This window comes from Burkholderia sp. AU18528, assembly GCF_002223215.2.
In the GTDB taxonomy this organism is placed as follows: domain Bacteria; phylum Pseudomonadota; class Gammaproteobacteria; order Burkholderiales; family Burkholderiaceae; genus Burkholderia; species Burkholderia semiarida.
Genome location: NZ_NKFC02000006.1, coordinates 789,402 through 805,967 on the forward strand (window position 1 = coordinate 789,402; position 16,566 = coordinate 805,967).

The window sequence follows — 16,566 nt, forward strand, 5'->3', positions numbered from 1 at the left end:
TGCGTGGGCGTGGATGAAAGAAGGCACACGCGTGATACTGGGAGCCAGAGAGTTGGATCGAGATGAACTTCTTCAATATTCGCAGACCGTGTGTGACGGCCTGCGGGACGATGATGACGGGTTGCGGCGGGAGGTGCTTGCCCATGCCGGAAGCCGTTGGTCGCTCGGTGTCGTGCACACGCTCGGCGTGTACGGCAGGCTGCGCCATGCGGAAATCGGCAGGCGCATGCACGGGGTGACTCAGCGCATGTTGACGCGCACGTTACGGCAGCTCGAGCGTGACGGCCTCGTGCGCCGTCACGATTTCGAAGAAGTACCCCCCAGAGTCGAATACGAGTTGTCCGACACGGGCATGGACCTGCTCGTTCGCATGGTCCCGCTGTGGACCTGGATCGTCGAGAATGCGGACCGCTTCCGTGAAGCGAGGCGGAATTTCGACAGGCAGCACCGCGACGCAAACGCGTAGTCGACGCCGCCGCGGCGGTGGAGCGGCGCTGCACAAATGCCGGCGCTCGGTATCGCGCGACATCGATTCGGTCACGCGTACTTGTCGCCGACCGTACTGCGAATCGGATGGGTGTCGTAGACGATGATCATCCGTTCGATCAGCCCCGCGATGTCGAACTCGAACACGTCGACGCACTCGAAGCGCGCCACCGAACCGTCTTTCAGGGCCCAGTCGTAGATGAAGTAACCGGTCGCACGTCGAGCGCCTGTCGTGCTGACGCAGATATCGATCGGTGTAATCTTGCTTTCTCCCGATGCGGCAGCGACCTTCGAAAAGAAGGGTTCGGCGTGCATCCAGCCGAGAAACGGCGAAAAAATCCGCGCGTCCGGCGTGAATAGCGCGCAGATGGCGCCCACATCGCCTCGCTCCAGCTCCCGAAGGTAAGTGCGAACCTGTTCCGTATAGAGTGATGCCGACGTTGAGCCCAAAATTGTCCTCCGATCATTCGTTGACGCTCCCGTTCATGCGTAGGAGCGGGGTATCCGGTAGATGCACGATAACGACGCACCGATGACCGAACAATCGAAAAATTTGCAACCCGGGTATGCGGCGCATGCATATCCGCTGGCCGACCTGACGCGGCCGCTCCCGCCGTTGGCGGCGATTCAGTCGTTCGTCGCCGCGGCGCAGCTCGGCAGCGTCAGCAAGGCGGCGGATCATCTGTGCCGTACGCAAGGCGCGGTGAGCCGCCAGATACAGCAGTTGGAAACGCATTATCGATGCGCACTGTTCGTGCGCCATGTATCGGGGCTGACGTTGACCGCGGAAGGAAATGCACTGCTGACGGTCGCGGTCGACGTGCTCACGCAATTGGTTCAGCACGCGGATTCCCGAGCACGGGCGACTGCGGTGCTCACGTTGAAGTTGCCGTCCACGTTCGCTGTTCGCTGGTTGCTCCCGCGGCTACCGGACATTCATCGTGCGATGAGCGGGACGGAGCTGCGTATTTCGACATCCGCGGACGATAAGCCGGATTTCACGACGTCCGACGTCGACGCCGTCATCGTGCGCGGCACGGGGCAATGGACCGGCATGGAGGCGGTAGCGCTATTTCCCGAGAGGCTCACGCCGATGTGCGCGCCCGCCTTGGCGACATCGCTGCGATCCGTTGCCGATCTTGCGCAGGTCGATTTGCTCCATCCGGGGCCCAGCCATGCGGAGTGGCGATGCTGGCTCGATCACGTTGGCGCGCGCCAGATCGATGCGGGACGCGGGGTGGTATTCGATACCCTCGAATTGACGCTCGCGGCATCGACGGAAGGGCACGGCATTGCAATCGGCGACCCACGAATGGCAAGAGACCGGCTCCGCGCCGGATCGCTGGTGACACCGTTCGACGAGGTGGTTGAAGACGGCCTGTCGTACTTCCTCGTCTATCCGCCGCAACGTGCGGAACAACCGAAAATTCGGGCGCTCGCCGACGTGTTGCTGCGACTTGCGCGAGAAGACTGATCGACAGGTGAGCGACCGATTCGGCATTCCTCCCGATCTTCCTGCCCACCGACGCTCGATACGGAACGCCGCCGGCGGGTCTGCGTCCGTCGAAAATGCCGCGCTTGCCACCGCGGCGACGCTTCGATTCCGCGGATGCCGCGCCGAATCCGATGCGGTCCATCGATACTCACGCTCCCGGGCAGGATCATGCCGCGCCCGCGTCGCGCACCGACGCCGTACAACGGCCGCGTCCATGCAAACTTGATCGGGAAAAGCACTAGACGTACGGGAATTATTTCCCGGCTATAGTGGAATGACTGAAGGTAGATGCGGCGCTTTTTGCCGATACCGACCAGGTCTTGACCGTAGACGGGTGCTGTATGAAAAATAAAATCGAAAAGACCGCCGGACCGATGTGGGGTATGGCGGCAGGATTGCTTCTCGCGGTGGCGGGGTTGAGTCTCGGCATCCTCCCGAAGTCCTTGCATGGCTCGGGAAGCGCAAACGACTTCATGGCGTTCGGCGTCGCAATGCTGGGCATCTTCCTCGTCGTCTATTCCACGCACGAACTGCGCAGAAAGCGCTTGCACTGAGCGTTCGCGCGTCGATCCGCGAAAAAATCGATTCCGGCGGGCCGGCGGCTCGCGCGTGCCCGCGCCTTCGACGTGCTATGCGTTGCGGATTTCGTGGTTGTAGACGAGTTCGACGATGCGTTTCGTCGGGATGCTCGCGCGCAGCGCCTCGACGCCTTCGATCGGAAACCACCTGCATTTCTCGATCTCGTTGTTCGCTTGCGGCGTATGGTCCGGGCCGACTTCCGCGAAGAACACATGATGGATTTTCGCGAGCCCGGTGAACTGCATCGCGTACACGAGATCGTGGCCCGTCATGCCGGTTTCTTCGCGCAACTCGCGATGCGCGGCGTCGAGCGGCGTCTCCCCGCGCTTGATCGTGCCGCCGGGTAGCGCCCAGCGCGACGACGCACGCGCGACGAGCAAGACGTGCTCGCCGCGGTAGCAGACGACCGTCGCGCGCTCCTTGATCGGGACGGCGCTCGCTTCGGCGGCAGTGTTGGGCGCTGGCGTTCGGGGCATGGCGCCATTCTAACCAGCGTCGATCGTTCGGCCAAGCGGCGCCGATCGGGCTGGACGACCGGTCGTCGTCGCGTGGCCGACGGCTGCGCGACGGGGCGGGGCGCGCGGGACGCCGTTCGCACGGGGCGGCCCGCCACGCGCACCGCGCCGCCGCACGGTTCGTCCGGTTACTTCTTTTCCGGCAGGAACCAGTTCATCACGAGCGCGCAGATACCGCCCGTCGCCACGCCCGATTCCAGCACGTTCTTCAGCGCATGCGGCAGGCTGTTCAGGATGTCCGGCACCTGCGATACGCCGAGGCCGAGCGCCAGCGACACCGCGATGATCAGCAGCGCGCGACGGTCGAGGTGGATGCCCGCGAGGATGTTGATGCCCGATGCGGCCACGGCGCCGAACATCACCATCGCCGCACCGCCGAGCACGGGCTCGGGCACGGCCTGCAGCACGCCGGCGACGACCGGGAACAGGCCGAGCACCACCAGCATCCCCGCGATCCAGATGCCGACGTGACGGCTCGCGACGCCGGTGATCTGGATCACGCCGTTGTTCTGCGCGAATACCGAGCTCGGGAACGTGTTGAACACGCCGGCCAGCAGCGAGTTCGCGCCGTTCACGAGCACGCCGCCCTTGATCCGCTGCATCCACACCGGCCCTTCGACCGGCTCGTTCGAGATCTTGCTGGTGGCCGTCACGTCGCCGATCGCCTCGAGCGACGTCACGAGGTAGATGATCAGCATCGGCACGAACAGCGCCCACGAGAAGCCGATGCCGAAGTGCAGCGGCGTCGGCACCTGGAACAGCGCGGCCTGATGCATGCCGGTGAAGTCGAGGCGGCCGAGGAACGCGGCGGCGAGATAGCCGATCGCGAGCGCGATGACGAGCGCGGTGCTGCGCACCCACACGACCGGCACGCGGTTCAGCAGGATGATCGTGCCGAGCACGAGGCCCGACAGCGTCAGGTTCTCGGCGCTCGCGAACGTGCCCTTGGCCATCGCGCCGTAGCCGCCGCCCATGCTGATCAGGCCGACCTTGATCAGCGTGAGGCCGATCAGCAGCACGACGATGCCGGTGACGAGCGGCGTGATCAGGCGCTTCACGAACGGCAGGATGCGCGACACGCCCATCTCGACGAACGACCCGGCGATCACGACGCCGAAGATCGCGGCCATCACGGTCTCGACCGGCGTGCCCTGCTTGACCATCAGGCTGCCGCCGGCGATCAGCGGGCCGACGAAGTTGAAGCTGGTGCCCTGGACGATCAGCAGGCCGGCGCCCAGCGGGCCGAAGCGCTTGCACTGGACGAAGGTGGCGATGCCGGAAATCACCAGCGACATCGACACGATCAGGGTCGTATCGCGGCTGGACACGCCGAGCGCCTGACAGATCAGCAGGCCGGGCGTGACGATCGGCACGATGATCGCCAGCAGGTGCTGGAGCGCGGCGACGAAGGCGACCATCGGCGCCGGCCGGTCGTTCGGGCCGTAGACGAGGTCGCGGGCCGATTCTGCGGCGTCGGCGCCGCGGGAGGCGGATTGGGCGGAGGAGGCGGGTTGCATGGCGAGCGGGCCGGACGAGGTGGAAAGTGCGGCATTTTAGCCGAAGGGCCTGCCGGCGCCGCCGGGCCGCAATGGTGACGAGCCGGTGGATCGCGCAAAAGGCGCCCGATCGGCGGCCGGCTGGTTCGAACTGCGGGATGTGGCCAACGGTCAGCCCGCGACGCGTGCTCCGTTGCCGCGTGCCGTGGTGCGCGGCGGACGGGAATCCGGATACGCGCGCTGGCAGACGGCGATGACCGTATCGCGCAAGCGGCGGTGCACGGGGTCGCCGTGCATGCGCGGATGCCACAGCGCGGACACGAGGATCGCCGGCAGACGGACCGGAATCTCGAAACTGCGCAGCCCGAGGACTTCGGTGAGCCCCGGCGAGCACGCATTGCCGAGGCTCGAACGCGGCACCAGCGCGATCAGGTCGGTGCTGGCGGCGACACGCATCGCGTCGGGGTAGCCCGGCACGACGACGTGCACGGCGGGGCCGGGGCCGGCGTTGCCGGTCGTGTCGTCGGCCGGCCCGGCGAAATCGCCGAGCTGGGCCGCCATGACGTGGCGGCACGCGGCATAGCGCGCGGGCGTGATCCGGGCCGACGCGAACACCGGATGCCCGGCGCGCGCCACCGCGACGTGCCAGTCGTGAAAGAGCATGCGCGTGTGCAGCTCGGGCGCGTCGTCGCCGCGCTTGCCGATTTCCAGGTCGACCGTGCCGTCGCGCAGCGCTTGCGGATCGCGGTCGAGCTTCGGGACGAAGCGGATACGCACGTGCGGCGCGACGTCGGCCAGCGCGGCGACGACCGGGCCGGACAGCATTTCCATGAACGACGCGGCGGCCCGGATCGTGAACGTGGCCGTGAGGGTCGCGAGATCGACGTCGGCCGTCGCCGGCCGGAGCACGGCGCGCGCGTCGCTCGCGACCGCATGCACGCGGTCGCGCAGCGCGGCTGCGTGCGGCGTCGGCACGAGCCTGCGCCCGGCGCGCACGAGCAGTGGATCGCCGGTGGCGATACGCAGCCGCGTGAGCGTGCGGCTCATCGCGGACGTGCTCAGGCCCAGCCGGCGCGCGGCGCCGGTCACGCTGACTTCCGACAGCAGCACGTCGAGCGCGGTAACGAGGTTCAGGTCGATGTCGTCCATGCAGACAGGATACGCCTTTGTGCCGATAACATGGCGTTGAATGCAACTATCGATTGCGTTGGGTGCGTCTGGCGCCTGTCGTGGCGCGCGCCTATAGTGGGCGCATGACGAAACACGGCAAAGGCGAAAACCATGCAATCGACTGAATCGAATCGACGGAACGCGCCCGAGATCCTCCTCGTCGCGGCGTCGCGCGGCCTCGGGCTGGCGATGGCGGAGGCATTCCTGAAGAAGGGCTGGAACGTGACGGGCACCGTGCGCGCAGGATCGGGGCGCACCAAGCTGCACGACCTGGCCGACCGGTTCGACGGCCGGCTCGAGATCGGCACGCTCGACATCTGCGAGCCCGCGCAACTGGCCGCGCTGCGCGAGCGCCTGTCGGGCCGGCGCTTCGACATGCTGTTCGTGAACGCGGGCACGACCAACGATCCGAACGAAACGATCGGCGAAGTGACGACCGACGAATTCGTGCGCGTGATGATCACGAATGCGCTGGCGCCGATGCGTGCGATCGAGACGCTGCAGGATCTCGTGACCGACGACGGCCTGATCGGCGCGATGTCGTCGGGGCAGGGCAGCGTCGCGAACAACGTCAGCGGGATGCGCGAGGTGTATCGCGGCAGCAAGGCCGCGCTGAACCAGTTCATGCGCAGCTTCGCGGCGCGTCAGGCCGATACGCGCCGCGCGCTGGCGCTGATGGCGCCCGGCTGGGTCCGTACCGAACTCGGTGGGCCCGACGCGCGCCTGACCATCGACGAGAGCGTGCCGAGCCTCGTCGACGTGCTGCTCGCGAAGCGGGCGCGGCCCGGGCTCGAATATCTCGACTATCTGGGGCGGACGGTGCCGTGGTGAACGACGGAGGCGGCGCAAGCGCGCGGCGGCCGGCCAGGTTCCGGCTCGTCGTGAGCGTGCCGCGGGATTCGGCCTGTGATTCGCGGCGCGGTCGCGGCTCTGCGAAGGCCGTGCCGATTCAATACAATGCGACGACGCGTCAGTGATACGGTGCCGCCTCATCGCGTTTGAATCCATCCGGCTCATCGCGGATGGGGGCGCTCCCGTCGCGACGGGCTTGTGTCGAACATGGAGCGCAGTATGAACGAACCCTATCTGCAGGTCATCGCGCATTTCTTCGCGAAACCCGGCAACGGCGACCGCGTGGTCGAATTGCTGGCCGAACTCGCGCCGGCCACTCGTACCGAGCCGAAAAACCTCGACTACGCGTACTTCCGGTCGCCGGAGAACCCCGACCACATCGTGATCCTCGAGCGTTACAGCGAGGCCGACGGCCTCGACGTGCATCGGGAAACGCCGCATTTCCAGCGGATCGGTGTCGGCGCGATCATGCCGTTGCTCGATCGTCGCGAGGTGATCCGCTACATGGTGCAGCCGGACACCGGCACGGCGACGGCCCCGGGAGGCGCCCGATGAACCCGTTTCAATTCCGTACCGTTCCGACGCAGATCGTCGAATTCGGCGCCGCGCGCCGGCTCGGCGCGCTGTTGCGCGAACGCTTTCCGGCGCTCGCGCGGCTGTGCGTCGTCACCGATGCGTTCCTGCATCGCAGCGGCGTGCTCGCGCCCGCGCTGGCGAGCCTCGCCGCGCACGGCTGGCAGGTCACCGTGATCGACGACGTGATCGCCGATCCGCCCGAGCACGTGGTGCTCGACGCGACCGCGCGGGCCGTCGCGGCCGATGCCGAGATCGTGCTCGGCCTCGGCGGCGGCTCGTCGATGGACGTCGCGAAGCTGATCGCGGTGCTCGTGCCGGGGCAGCAGGCGCTGGCCGACATGTACGGCGTCGACAAGGTCACGAGCGCGCGGCTGCCTCTCGTGCAGATCCCGACCACGGCCGGCACGGGCTCCGAGGTCACGGCCGTGTCGATCGTCACGGTCGGCGAGGCGCGCAAGATGGGCGTCGTGTCGCCGCACCTGTTCGCGGACGTCGCGATCCTCGACGCGGAGCTCACGCTCGGCCTGCCGCGCGCGGCGACGGCCGCCACCGGCATCGACGCGATGGTGCATGCGATCGAGGCGTACACGTCCGCGCGGCTGAAGAATCCGGTGTCCGACATGCTGGCGACGCACGCGCTGACGCTGCTGTCGCGCAACCTGCTGGCCGCATGCGACGACGGGCAGAACCGGCACGCGCGCGAAGCGATGCTGGTCGGCGCGATGTTCGCGGGGCAGGCGTTCGCGAACGCGCCGGTCGCGGCCGTGCACGCGCTGGCCTATCCGGTCGGCGGGATCTTCCACGTGCCGCACGGTTTGTCGAACGCGCTCGTGCTGCCGCACGTGCTGCGCTTCAACGCGCCGGCCGCCGCGCCGCTGTATGCGGAACTGGCGGCGATCGTCGCGCCGTCGGCCACGGGCAGCGACGAAGCGAAAACGCACGCGCTGATCGCCGAGATCGACCGGCTGATCGTCGCGACGGGCATTCCGCGCACGTTGCGCGAGGTCGGCATCGGCGAGGCCGACCTGCCGAGGATGGCGTCGGACGCGATGCTGCAGACGCGCCTGCTCGTGAACAATCCGCGCGAGGTGACCGAGGCCGACGCGCTGGAGATCTATCGGCAGGCGTGGTGACGCGGCGGGCGCGCGTGGCGCATCGCCCGGCACGATTCACGACGCGCGCACGACCGGCCGCGCGGGCCGTGCCGCGACCCACGCGCATGCCGGCGCGACCGCCACGAGCGTGCCGAGCCGCCCGCCGTGCCTACATGCGCGACGCGTCGGCGCCGGCCGCCACCACGTACGCCGACGCCTGCTTCGTGCCGTCCGGCTTCGTCTGCAGGTACACACCCTGGATTTCCGGTTCGAAGCCGGGCAGCGCGTTGATCCCGGCCTCCAGCGCACGGAAGTAGTCGAGCGCCGGGCCGCCCCATGCTTCGCCGGGCACCACGCAGAAGATGCCGGGCGGATAGGGCAGCGCGCCTTCGGTCGCGATCCGGCCTTCGATGCGATCGAGCGTGACGAGCTCGACGTCGTTGCGGATCAGCTCCGCATTCGCGGCCTGCGGCAGCATCGCCTGCTTCGGGAACTGCGCACGCCGGAACATCTGTTTCTGCAGATGCTTCATGTCGTGGCTGCGATAGAAATCATGCATGCGCTGGCACAGCTGCCGCAGGCGCATCGTGCCGTACAGCTCGGGATAGGCTTCGCATAGCGACGGAATCGCTTCGCGCAGCGGCGTGTCCTCGTCGAGATGGCGTTCGAATTGCGCGAGGTGAGCGACCAGATGCTGCAGCTTGCCGAAGCTCTCCGACGGCGTGAGCAGGAACAGGATCGTGTACAGGTCGGCCTTCTCCGGCACGACGCCGTGCTCGCGCAGGTAGCGCGCGAGGATCGGCGCCGGCGCGCCGAACGGCGCGTATTCGTGCGTGTCGCGATCGATGCCGGGCGTGGTCAGCAGCAGCTTGCACGGATCGACGAAATACTGGTCGTCCGCATAGCCTTCGAAGCCGTGCCACGTGTCGGCCGGATGGAAGCGGAAGAAACGCAGGTCATCGACGATCTGCTCGGTCGGGTAGTCGGCCCACGGGCGGCCGTCGATCTGCTGCGGAACGAACGGGCGGATCTGGCGGCACGTTTTCAGCAGCAGCTTGCGTGCATCGACGCCGTGTGCGACGCAGTCGCGCCACAGGCGCTTGCCGGCCGGGCCCGCATGCATCTGCGCGTTGACGTCGAGCGCCGCGAACATCGGATAGAACGGGCTCGTCGACGCGTGGATCATGTACGCGTTGTTGAAGCGCCGGTGATCGCAGAAGCGCTTCTGGCCTTCGATGTGGCTGTCCTTCTTGTGGATCTGCGACGTCTGCGAGAAGCCGGCCTGCTGCTTGTGCACCGACTGCGTGACGAAGATGCCGGGATCGTCGGGCCCGAGCGTCAGCATCAGCGGCGAGCAGTCCTGCATCATCGGGATGAACTGCTCGTAGCCGACCCACGCCGAATCGAACAGGATGTAGTCGCACAGATGCCCGATCCGGTCGACGATTTCGCGCGCGTTGTAGATCGTGCCGTCGTAGGTGCCGAGCTGGATCACCGCGAGCCGGAACGGGCGCGGCAGATCGGCGCGCTCGGGCGCGACGTCGCGGATCGCGTCGCGAATGCGCGCTTCGCCGAGCGCCGCGCTGTCGACGCCGCCGATGAGGCCCCACGCGTTGCGCGCGGTCTCGAGGTAGACCGGCCGCGCGCCGGACAGCACGAGCGCGCCGAGGTGCACCGACTTGTGGTTGTTGCGGTCGAACAGCACGAGATCGCCGGGCGCGAGCAGCGCGCTCGTGACGACCTTGTTCGACGTCGACGTGCCGTTCAGCACGAAATACGTCTTGTCGGCGTTATAGATCCTTGCGGCGTTGCGCTGTGCTTCCAGCGCCGGCCCTTCGTGGATCAGCAGGTCGCCGAGCCGCACGTCCGCGTTGCAGAGATCCGCGCGAAACAGCGTCTCGCCGAAGAAATCGAAGAACATCCGGCCGAGCGGGTGATTGGAGAAGAACTGGCCGCCCTGATGGCCGGGGCAGTCGAACTCGACGTAGCCGCGCTGCACGTAGTCGCGCATCACCTTGAAGAACGGCGGCAGCAGACTCTCGCTGTAGATGTCGGCGGCGGCGGAAATCTGCCGGCCGTAGTAATGGCGGCCGCCGTGGCGGAGCTGGATCACGCCGCTCGCGCTCGGCAGGACCGACGGCGGCACTTCCTGGTCGGGCTCGACCGCGACGAAGAACGGAATCGCGAAGCCGGTTCTTTCGACGGTTTTCAGCACCTTTTCCGCGGCGTCGATACCGACGACGATGGCCGCGATATTCGTGAAATCGGTCTGAAATACGTCGACCTGTTCGTGCGTGGTGAGGAAGGCGCCGATCAGCGCCGGCTCGACTGCGATTTTCAACAGACTCACGCGAACTCTCCGGTAAATGACCTGAAACGGGAGCCGCATTCACGCCGATGGGTCATGTCGATACGACGCGCGCCGCAGCCGATTGAAATGCTCCCGCGAATGCGGAATGCCGAATGCGCACCGCGCCGGGAAGCGTCGAACAGCGCGGCACAGCCGTGATCGGACGGTGCTCGGCGCCGCCGATCGTAGCAATAAAGGCACGCGAATTCAATCGACCAGAATCGTCAATGTCATTGACGGATGAGCCTAATCAATTGATCGGCAATTGACGTGCTGCAGCGCATATAAAAATGATCCAATGATGAAATCCTATTGGAAAGGCGCCGATGGTTTCACCGAATCGTCGGCTTTTCATCGAATGGCGTTCATGGCATAGTCGGCTCCGAACTGGGTGGCGAATCAAGCCGGAATGGCGAGCGTCTCGTGCCACTGCCCGTGACCTGCCGTCCGCGTGCGCGCGAGACGAGCGATACCAATCGAAGCAACCCAACCGCGAGGGCAACAACATGAACACTTCCGTCGGCGGCATTCGCCGTCTCGGCATGCGTGCGCTACTGGTCGACGACGAAATCGCGCAGGAAACCGCGACCGGCCGCGCGGTCCGCACGCTGAGCGCGGAACTCGCGCAACGCGGCATCGACGTGTTGACGGCCACGTCCGCCGACGATGCGGTCGTGCTGATCCGCTCCGATCCGTCGATCCAGTGCGTGCTGCTCGACTGGGATCTCGGCGTGGACGGTCACGGGCCGTCCGAGGTGGTGGTCGACGCGATCCGGCATCGCAACGGCAGCGTGCCGATCTTCCTGCTGGCCGACCGCAGCGTCGCGTCGACGGTGCCGGCCGCGGTGATGGGCAAGGTCGACGATTTCGTGTGGCTGCTCGAGGATACGGCCGACTTCATCGGTGGGCGCATCCACGCGGCGATCGAACGCTATCGCTCGACCGTCCTGCCGCCGATGTTCGGCGCGCTCGCGAAGTTCTCGCGCGTCTACGAATACTCGTGGCATACGCCGGGCCACACGGGCGGCACCGGCTTCCTGAAATCGCCGGTCGGCCGCGCGTTCTTCGAGTACTTCGGCGAATCGCTGTTCCGCTCGGACCTGTCGATCTCGGTGGGCGAACTCGGCTCGCTGCTCGATCATTCGGGCCCGATCGGCGAAAGCGAGCGCTATGCGGCGCGCGTGTTCGGCGCGCATCGCACGTATCACGTGACGAACGGCTCGTCGACGTCGAACCGCATCATCCTGATGGCGAGCGTGAGCCGCGACCAGATCGCGCTGTGCGACCGCAACTGCCACAAGTCGGCCGAACATGCGATGACGATGTCGGGCGCGATTCCGACCTACCTCGTGCCGACGCGCAACCGCTACGGGATCATCGGGCCGATCGCATCGGAGCGCCTCACGCAGGCGGCGATCCGCGAAGCGATCGCATCGAACCCGCTCGCGGCCGGGCTGGCCGATCGCCAGCCGAAGCACGCGATCGTCACGAATTCCACGTACGACGGCCTCTGCTACAACGTCACGCGCGTCGAGGAATTGCTCGGCGCGAGCGTCGACCGGCTGCACTTCGACGAAGCGTGGTACGGCTACGCGCGCTTCAATCCGATCTACCGCGACCGCCATGCGATGCACGGCGACCCGCGCGACCACCACAAGGACCGGCCCACGGTATTCGCGACGCAGTCGACGCACAAGCTGCTGACCGCGCTGTCGCAGGCGTCGTACATCCACGTGCGCGACGGCCGCAGCCCGATTCCGCATGGCCAGTTCAACGAAACGTTCATGATGCACGCGTCGACGTCGCCGAACTACGCGATCATCGCGTCGAACGACGTCGCGGCCGCGATGATGGACGGCCCCGGCGGCGCCGCGCTGACGCGCGAATCGATCGAGGAGGCTGTCGCGTTCCGGCAGATGATCGCGCGAATGAACAATGAATTCGGCGCGAAGGGCGACTGGTTCTTCGAATGCTGGCAGCCCGATACCGTGCTCGAGGCGCGCACGGGCCGCACGCTGCCGTTCCACGAAGCGCCGCCCGAGCTGCTCGCGAGCGACCCGGCGTGCTGGGTGCTGCGCCCCGGCGCGCAATGGCACGGCTTCGGCAATATCGAGGACGGCTACTGCATGCTCGACCCGATCAAGGTGTCGATCGTCACGCCTGGCGTCGCGCCGGCCGGCGGCCTGATGCCGGTCGGCATCCCGGCGAGCGTCGTCACCGCGTATCTCGATGCGCGCGGGATCGTCGTCGAGAAGACCACCGATTTCACGATCCTGGTCCTGTTCTCGATCGGCATCACGAAGGGCAAGTGGGGCTCGCTCGTCAGCGCGCTGTGCGATTTCAAGCGCGACTACGACGCGAACCTGCCGCTCGACATGGCGATTCCGTCGCTCGCGAACGAGCATGGTTCGCGTTATGCGGGCATGGGGCTCAAGGATCTGGCCGACACGATGTTCGCGGCGATGGAGCAGCTCGGCACGACGCGGCTGATGTCGGAGGCGTTCTCGATCTTGCCGACGCCGGAGATGAGCCCGGTGCGCGCATACGAGCATCTCGTGCAGGGCCGCGTCGAACAGGTCACGCTCGACGAGCTGGCCGGGCGCACGGTGGCCACCGGCGTCGTGCCGTATCCGCCGGGCATTCCGCTCCTGATGCCGGGCGAGAACGCGGGGCCGGCCGGCGGCCCGGTGCTCGGCTACCTGAAGGCGCTCGAAGCGTACGACCGGCGTTTCCCGGGCTTCGCGCACGACACGCACGGCGTGGAAGTCGAGGACGGCACGTACCGCGTGTACTGCCTGACGGCCTGACGAGCGAACGAACGAGCGACCGGCCGCCCGGCGGCCTCACATCGAAGGATCGAACACCATGGACAACGCAGCGCACCTGTCCGGCGCGGCCACGACGGCCGCGCCGAAGAACCGGATGAACGTCTGGCAGCTCACCGTCCTCACGGCGGTCAACATGATGGGCTCCGGCATCATCCTGCTGCCGGCGAAGCTCGCGCAGGTCGGCACGATCTCGCTGCTGTCGTGGATCGTCACGGCCGGCGGTTCGCTCGCGCTCGCCTATGCGTTCGCGCGCTGCGGGATGCTGAGCCGCAAGCCGGGCGGGATGGGCGGCTACGCGGAGTACGCGTTCGGCAAGGCCGGCAACTACATGGCGAACTACACGTACGGGCTGTCGCTCGTGATCGCCAACGTCGCGATCGGCGTGACGGCGGTCGGCTACGGCACCGTGCTGTTCGACGCGACGCTGTCGCCGCTGCAAACGGGCCTCTGGACGATCTTCCTGCTCGTGCTGACGACGGTCGCGAACTTCGGCGGCTCGCGCATCACCGGCCGGATCGGCGCGGTGACGGTGTGGGGCGTGATCATTCCGGTCGTCGTCGTGTCGCTGATCGGCTGGTTCTGGTTCAGCGGCGCAACCTGGGGCGCGGCGTGGAATCCGCACGACCTGCCGTTCGGGCCGGCCGTGGGCGGCTCGATCGCGGTGACGCTGTGGGCGTTCCTCGGGCTCGAATCGGCGTGCGCGAACTCCGACGCGGTGGAGAATCCGGAGCGCAACGTGCCGATCGCCGTGCTCGGCGGCACGATCGCGTCGGCGATCTTCTACATCGTGTCGACCAACGTGATCGCCGGGATCGTGCCCAACGCGATCCTCGCGAAGTCGAATGCGCCGTTCGGCATCGCGTTCGCGACGATGTTCACGCCGGCCGTCGGCACGATCGTCACCGCGCTGATGGTGATCGCATGCATCGGCTCGCTGCTCGGCTGGCAGTTCACGGTGGCGCAGGTGTTCAAGAGCTCGGCCGACGTCGGCTATTTTCTGCCGGTGTTCGCGCGCGCCACGCGCACGGGCACGCCGATCGTCGGCATGGTGATCCTGCTGGTCGCGCAGGTCGCGCTGGCGCTGATGACGATCAGCCCGGAGCTGAGCAACCAGTTCCAGAAGATCGTCGATCTCGCGGTCGTCACGAACCTCGTGCCCTACGTGATGTCGATGGCCGCGCTGATCACGATCCAGAAGGTCGCGAAGGTGCCGCCGGGCAAGGCGCTGTTGACGAACGTGGTCGCGATGGTCGCGACCGCGTACAGCTTCTACGCGCTCTACAGCTCGGGCGAGCAGGCGCTGATGCTGGGCGGCCTGTGCGTGTTCCTCGGCTGGACGCTGTTCGGCTTCGTCAGCGCGCGCTTCTACCAGATGGAAGTCGATGCGCACGTGAAGGAACCGGGGAAGTCGCTGCAGGCATGAACAGGCCCTAACGCTGCCGCTGCGTCAGCAGCGGCGGGAGTGCTCGTTTCAGCAGATCGACGACGGCGCGCACGCGCGGCGGCAGCGGCCGCTGCGCGTGCACCAGCACGTTGAGCGCGAAGTCGGGAACGTCGTAGTGCGGCAGCAGGCGGACGAGCCGGCCGTGCGCGAGCGCATCGGCGCAAGCCGGGTGCTGGACCACGCCGATGCCGCCGCCCGCCGCGATCGTGTCGAACATCGGGCGCCAGTGGCTCGCGGTCATGACCGTGCGGATACGCGCGTATTCGACTGCGCCGCCGTCGCGCTGAAGCGGCACCTGTTCGTTCGCGAACACGCCTTTCACGCGGATGAACGGATGGTTCGCGAGATCGGCCTTCGTGTCGATCGGGCCGTGCCGGTCGAGATACGACGGTGCGGCGACGAGTACGCGGCCGACCGCGCCGAGCGCGTAGGCGACGAAGCCGCCGTCGCCGAGCTGTCCGACCCGGATCGAAATGTCGACGCCCTCGGTGACCGGATCGACGATGTCGTCGTTCAGCACGAGGTCGATGTGCAGCTTCGGATACGCGGTGCGGATCTGCATCAGCACGCCCGGCAGTACGACCTCGCCGAAGCATTGCGGCGCCGCGAGCCGGATCGTGCCGTCGAGCGCGTTTTCCGTCTTCGACACCGATGCAACGGCCAACTCGGCCGCCTCGAGCAGCGCCTTGCTGCGTTCGTAGAAAAGGCGGCCTTCCTCCGTGCACGCGAGCGTACGCGCACTGCGCATCAGGAGCCGCGTGCCGAGATGTTTCTCGAGTTTCTCGATGCGCTCGCTGACGGCCGGTTGACCCATGTCGAGATCCCGTGCCGCGCCGGACATCGTGCCGCGCTCCACGACCCTGACGTAGATGCGCATCGTCGCCAACAAATCCATGAAGTCGCGCCTTTTGTCTTCCGGTTCGATTTTGTGCCGATCGACGGATGGTATCAAAGCGGCGGAGGGCCGACGGTGTGCGTCGGGCCGATACTCATTATCGGCCGGGGCGCTCATGGTGCCGACGAAGCCGCGTGCGTTCGTCCGCGCCGTGAGCGAAAATCGGCTTCGTTCCCGCGCGACCGACAGGAGACCCGGCATGACGCAACGCAACGAAGCCCCACGGACGAATTGCGTCGCATGGCAGATCGTGCAGACGTGGCAGGCGGCCGAATGGTGCCGGCTCGACGAGTCGCAAACGGGCATCGCGCTGGCGGGGACGGTGGCGGGCGCGATCGACGGCACGCCGTTTCGCATCGATTACGCGATCGCATGCGGGACCGACTGGCTCACGCGTTCGGCGCGCGTGACGCGGTGGACCGGCACGGCGCCGCCACGGCAATGGGACATCGCGTGCGATGCGGGGCGGTGGGCGATCGACGGCGTCGATGCGCCGGCGCTCGCGGGCGCGACCGACATCGATCTCGGCTTCAGTCCGTCGACCAATACGCTGCCGATCCGGCGGCTCGCGCTCGCCGTCGGCGAGTCGGCGGAGATTCGCACCGCGTGGCTGCGTTTTCCGGATGTCGACATCGTGCGCGGCGAGCAGCGCTATACGCGCACGGCGCCGCACGTGTATCGCTACGAGAGCGGCACGTATGCGGCCGATATCGCGATCGACGGCGCGGGCCTCGTCACCGACTACGACGAATGGCGGCGCATCGGCGCGGCGCCCGCGTCGTGACG

15 protein-coding genes are annotated in these 16,566 nt (G+C 67.0%); 9 read left to right on the forward strand and 6 right to left on the reverse strand.

Going from position 1 to position 16,566, the window contains the following annotated elements:
* Positions 1 to 52 precede the first annotated feature (52 nt).
* The gene (locus CFB52_RS20425; RefSeq protein ID WP_059583104.1) at positions 53 to 466 is read left to right on the forward strand and encodes a helix-turn-helix domain-containing protein; all 414 of its coding nucleotides are present in this window, start codon (positions 53 to 55) and stop codon (positions 464 to 466) included.
* A 71-nt stretch (positions 467 to 537) separates the two neighbouring features.
* Here CFB52_RS20425 and CFB52_RS20430 read toward each other — a convergent pair whose 3' ends face one another.
* Positions 538 to 936: a nuclear transport factor 2 family protein gene (locus CFB52_RS20430; RefSeq protein WP_059639222.1), complete on the reverse strand. Its 399-nt coding sequence runs from the start codon at positions 934 to 936 to the stop codon at positions 538 to 540.
* A gap of 82 nt (positions 937 to 1,018) precedes the next feature.
* Between CFB52_RS20430 and CFB52_RS20435 the strand changes: the two genes are divergently transcribed.
* Together CFB52_RS20435 and CFB52_RS20445 are read left to right on the forward strand one after the other, a co-directional pair.
* Complete coding sequence (locus CFB52_RS20435; protein ID WP_099317886.1) at positions 1,019 to 1,960, forward strand: LysR substrate-binding domain-containing protein; 942 nt, start codon at positions 1,019 to 1,021, stop codon at positions 1,958 to 1,960.
* A gap of 362 nt (positions 1,961 to 2,322) precedes the next feature.
* Positions 2,323 to 2,535 carry a hypothetical protein gene (locus CFB52_RS20445; protein ID WP_059583102.1) on the forward strand — a complete coding sequence of 71 codons (213 nt, stop codon included), beginning with the start codon at positions 2,323 to 2,325 and terminating at the stop codon, positions 2,533 to 2,535.
* Positions 2,536 to 2,610: 75 nt separating this feature from the next.
* Here CFB52_RS20445 and CFB52_RS20450 read toward each other — a convergent pair whose 3' ends face one another.
* The 3 genes from CFB52_RS20450 to CFB52_RS20460 form a co-directional block, all read right to left on the reverse strand.
* A complete protein-coding gene (locus tag CFB52_RS20450; RefSeq protein WP_060311179.1) occupies positions 2,611 to 3,036 on the reverse strand; it encodes an NUDIX hydrolase in 426 nt (141 codons plus the stop codon).
* A gap of 167 nt (positions 3,037 to 3,203) precedes the next feature.
* Positions 3,204 to 4,592, reverse strand: coding sequence for a nucleobase:cation symporter-2 family protein (locus CFB52_RS20455; RefSeq protein ID WP_059639225.1), 1,389 nt, complete (start codon positions 4,590 to 4,592; stop codon positions 3,204 to 3,206).
* A gap of 150 nt (positions 4,593 to 4,742) precedes the next feature.
* Complete coding sequence (locus CFB52_RS20460; protein ID WP_060009468.1) at positions 4,743 to 5,720, reverse strand: LysR family transcriptional regulator; 978 nt, start codon at positions 5,718 to 5,720, stop codon at positions 4,743 to 4,745.
* A gap of 132 nt (positions 5,721 to 5,852) precedes the next feature.
* On the opposite strand from CFB52_RS20460, the gene CFB52_RS20465 reads away from it, so the two are divergent.
* The 3 genes from CFB52_RS20465 to CFB52_RS20475 all read left to right on the forward strand — a co-directional run bounded on the left by CFB52_RS20465 (position 5,853) and on the right by CFB52_RS20475 (position 8,302).
* Complete coding sequence (locus CFB52_RS20465) at positions 5,853 to 6,572, forward strand: SDR family oxidoreductase (protein WP_099317282.1); 720 nt, start codon at positions 5,853 to 5,855, stop codon at positions 6,570 to 6,572.
* A 240-nt stretch (positions 6,573 to 6,812) separates the two neighbouring features.
* Positions 6,813 to 7,148, forward strand: coding sequence for a putative quinol monooxygenase (locus CFB52_RS20470; RefSeq protein WP_059582584.1), 336 nt, complete (start codon positions 6,813 to 6,815; stop codon positions 7,146 to 7,148).
* On the forward strand, positions 7,145 to 8,302 hold the full coding sequence (locus CFB52_RS20475; RefSeq protein ID WP_099317283.1) for an iron-containing alcohol dehydrogenase: 1,158 nt from the start codon (positions 7,145 to 7,147) through the stop codon (positions 8,300 to 8,302). The genes CFB52_RS20470 and CFB52_RS20475 overlap by 4 nt, the downstream gene beginning before the upstream one ends.
* Positions 8,303 to 8,432: 130 nt before the next feature.
* On the opposite strand, the gene CFB52_RS20485 is transcribed toward CFB52_RS20475, so the two are convergent.
* Entirely contained in the window at positions 8,433 to 10,613 is a 2,181-nt protein-coding gene (locus CFB52_RS20485; protein ID WP_180278236.1) for an ornithine decarboxylase, read from the reverse strand.
* Positions 10,614 to 11,119: 506 nt separating this feature from the next.
* Here CFB52_RS20485 and CFB52_RS20490 point away from each other — a divergent pair.
* Complete coding sequence (locus tag CFB52_RS20490; RefSeq protein ID WP_099317286.1) at positions 11,120 to 13,420, forward strand: Orn/Lys/Arg decarboxylase N-terminal domain-containing protein; 2,301 nt, start codon at positions 11,120 to 11,122, stop codon at positions 13,418 to 13,420.
* Between the two features lie 58 nt (positions 13,421 to 13,478).
* Positions 13,479 to 14,864, forward strand: a complete 1,386-nt coding sequence (potE, locus tag CFB52_RS20495) for a putrescine-ornithine antiporter (protein WP_099317287.1) — start codon at positions 13,479 to 13,481, stop codon at positions 14,862 to 14,864.
* A gap of 7 nt (positions 14,865 to 14,871) precedes the next feature.
* On the opposite strand, the gene CFB52_RS20500 is transcribed toward potE, so the two are convergent.
* Positions 14,872 to 15,780: a LysR family transcriptional regulator gene (locus CFB52_RS20500; protein ID WP_099317288.1), complete on the reverse strand. Its 909-nt coding sequence runs from the start codon at positions 15,778 to 15,780 to the stop codon at positions 14,872 to 14,874.
* A gap of 199 nt (positions 15,781 to 15,979) precedes the next feature.
* On the opposite strand from CFB52_RS20500, the gene CFB52_RS20505 reads away from it, so the two are divergent.
* The gene (locus CFB52_RS20505; RefSeq protein ID WP_099317887.1) at positions 15,980 to 16,564 is read left to right on the forward strand and encodes a putative glycolipid-binding domain-containing protein; all 585 of its coding nucleotides are present in this window, start codon (positions 15,980 to 15,982) and stop codon (positions 16,562 to 16,564) included.
* Positions 16,565 to 16,566: the final 2 nt, after the last annotated feature.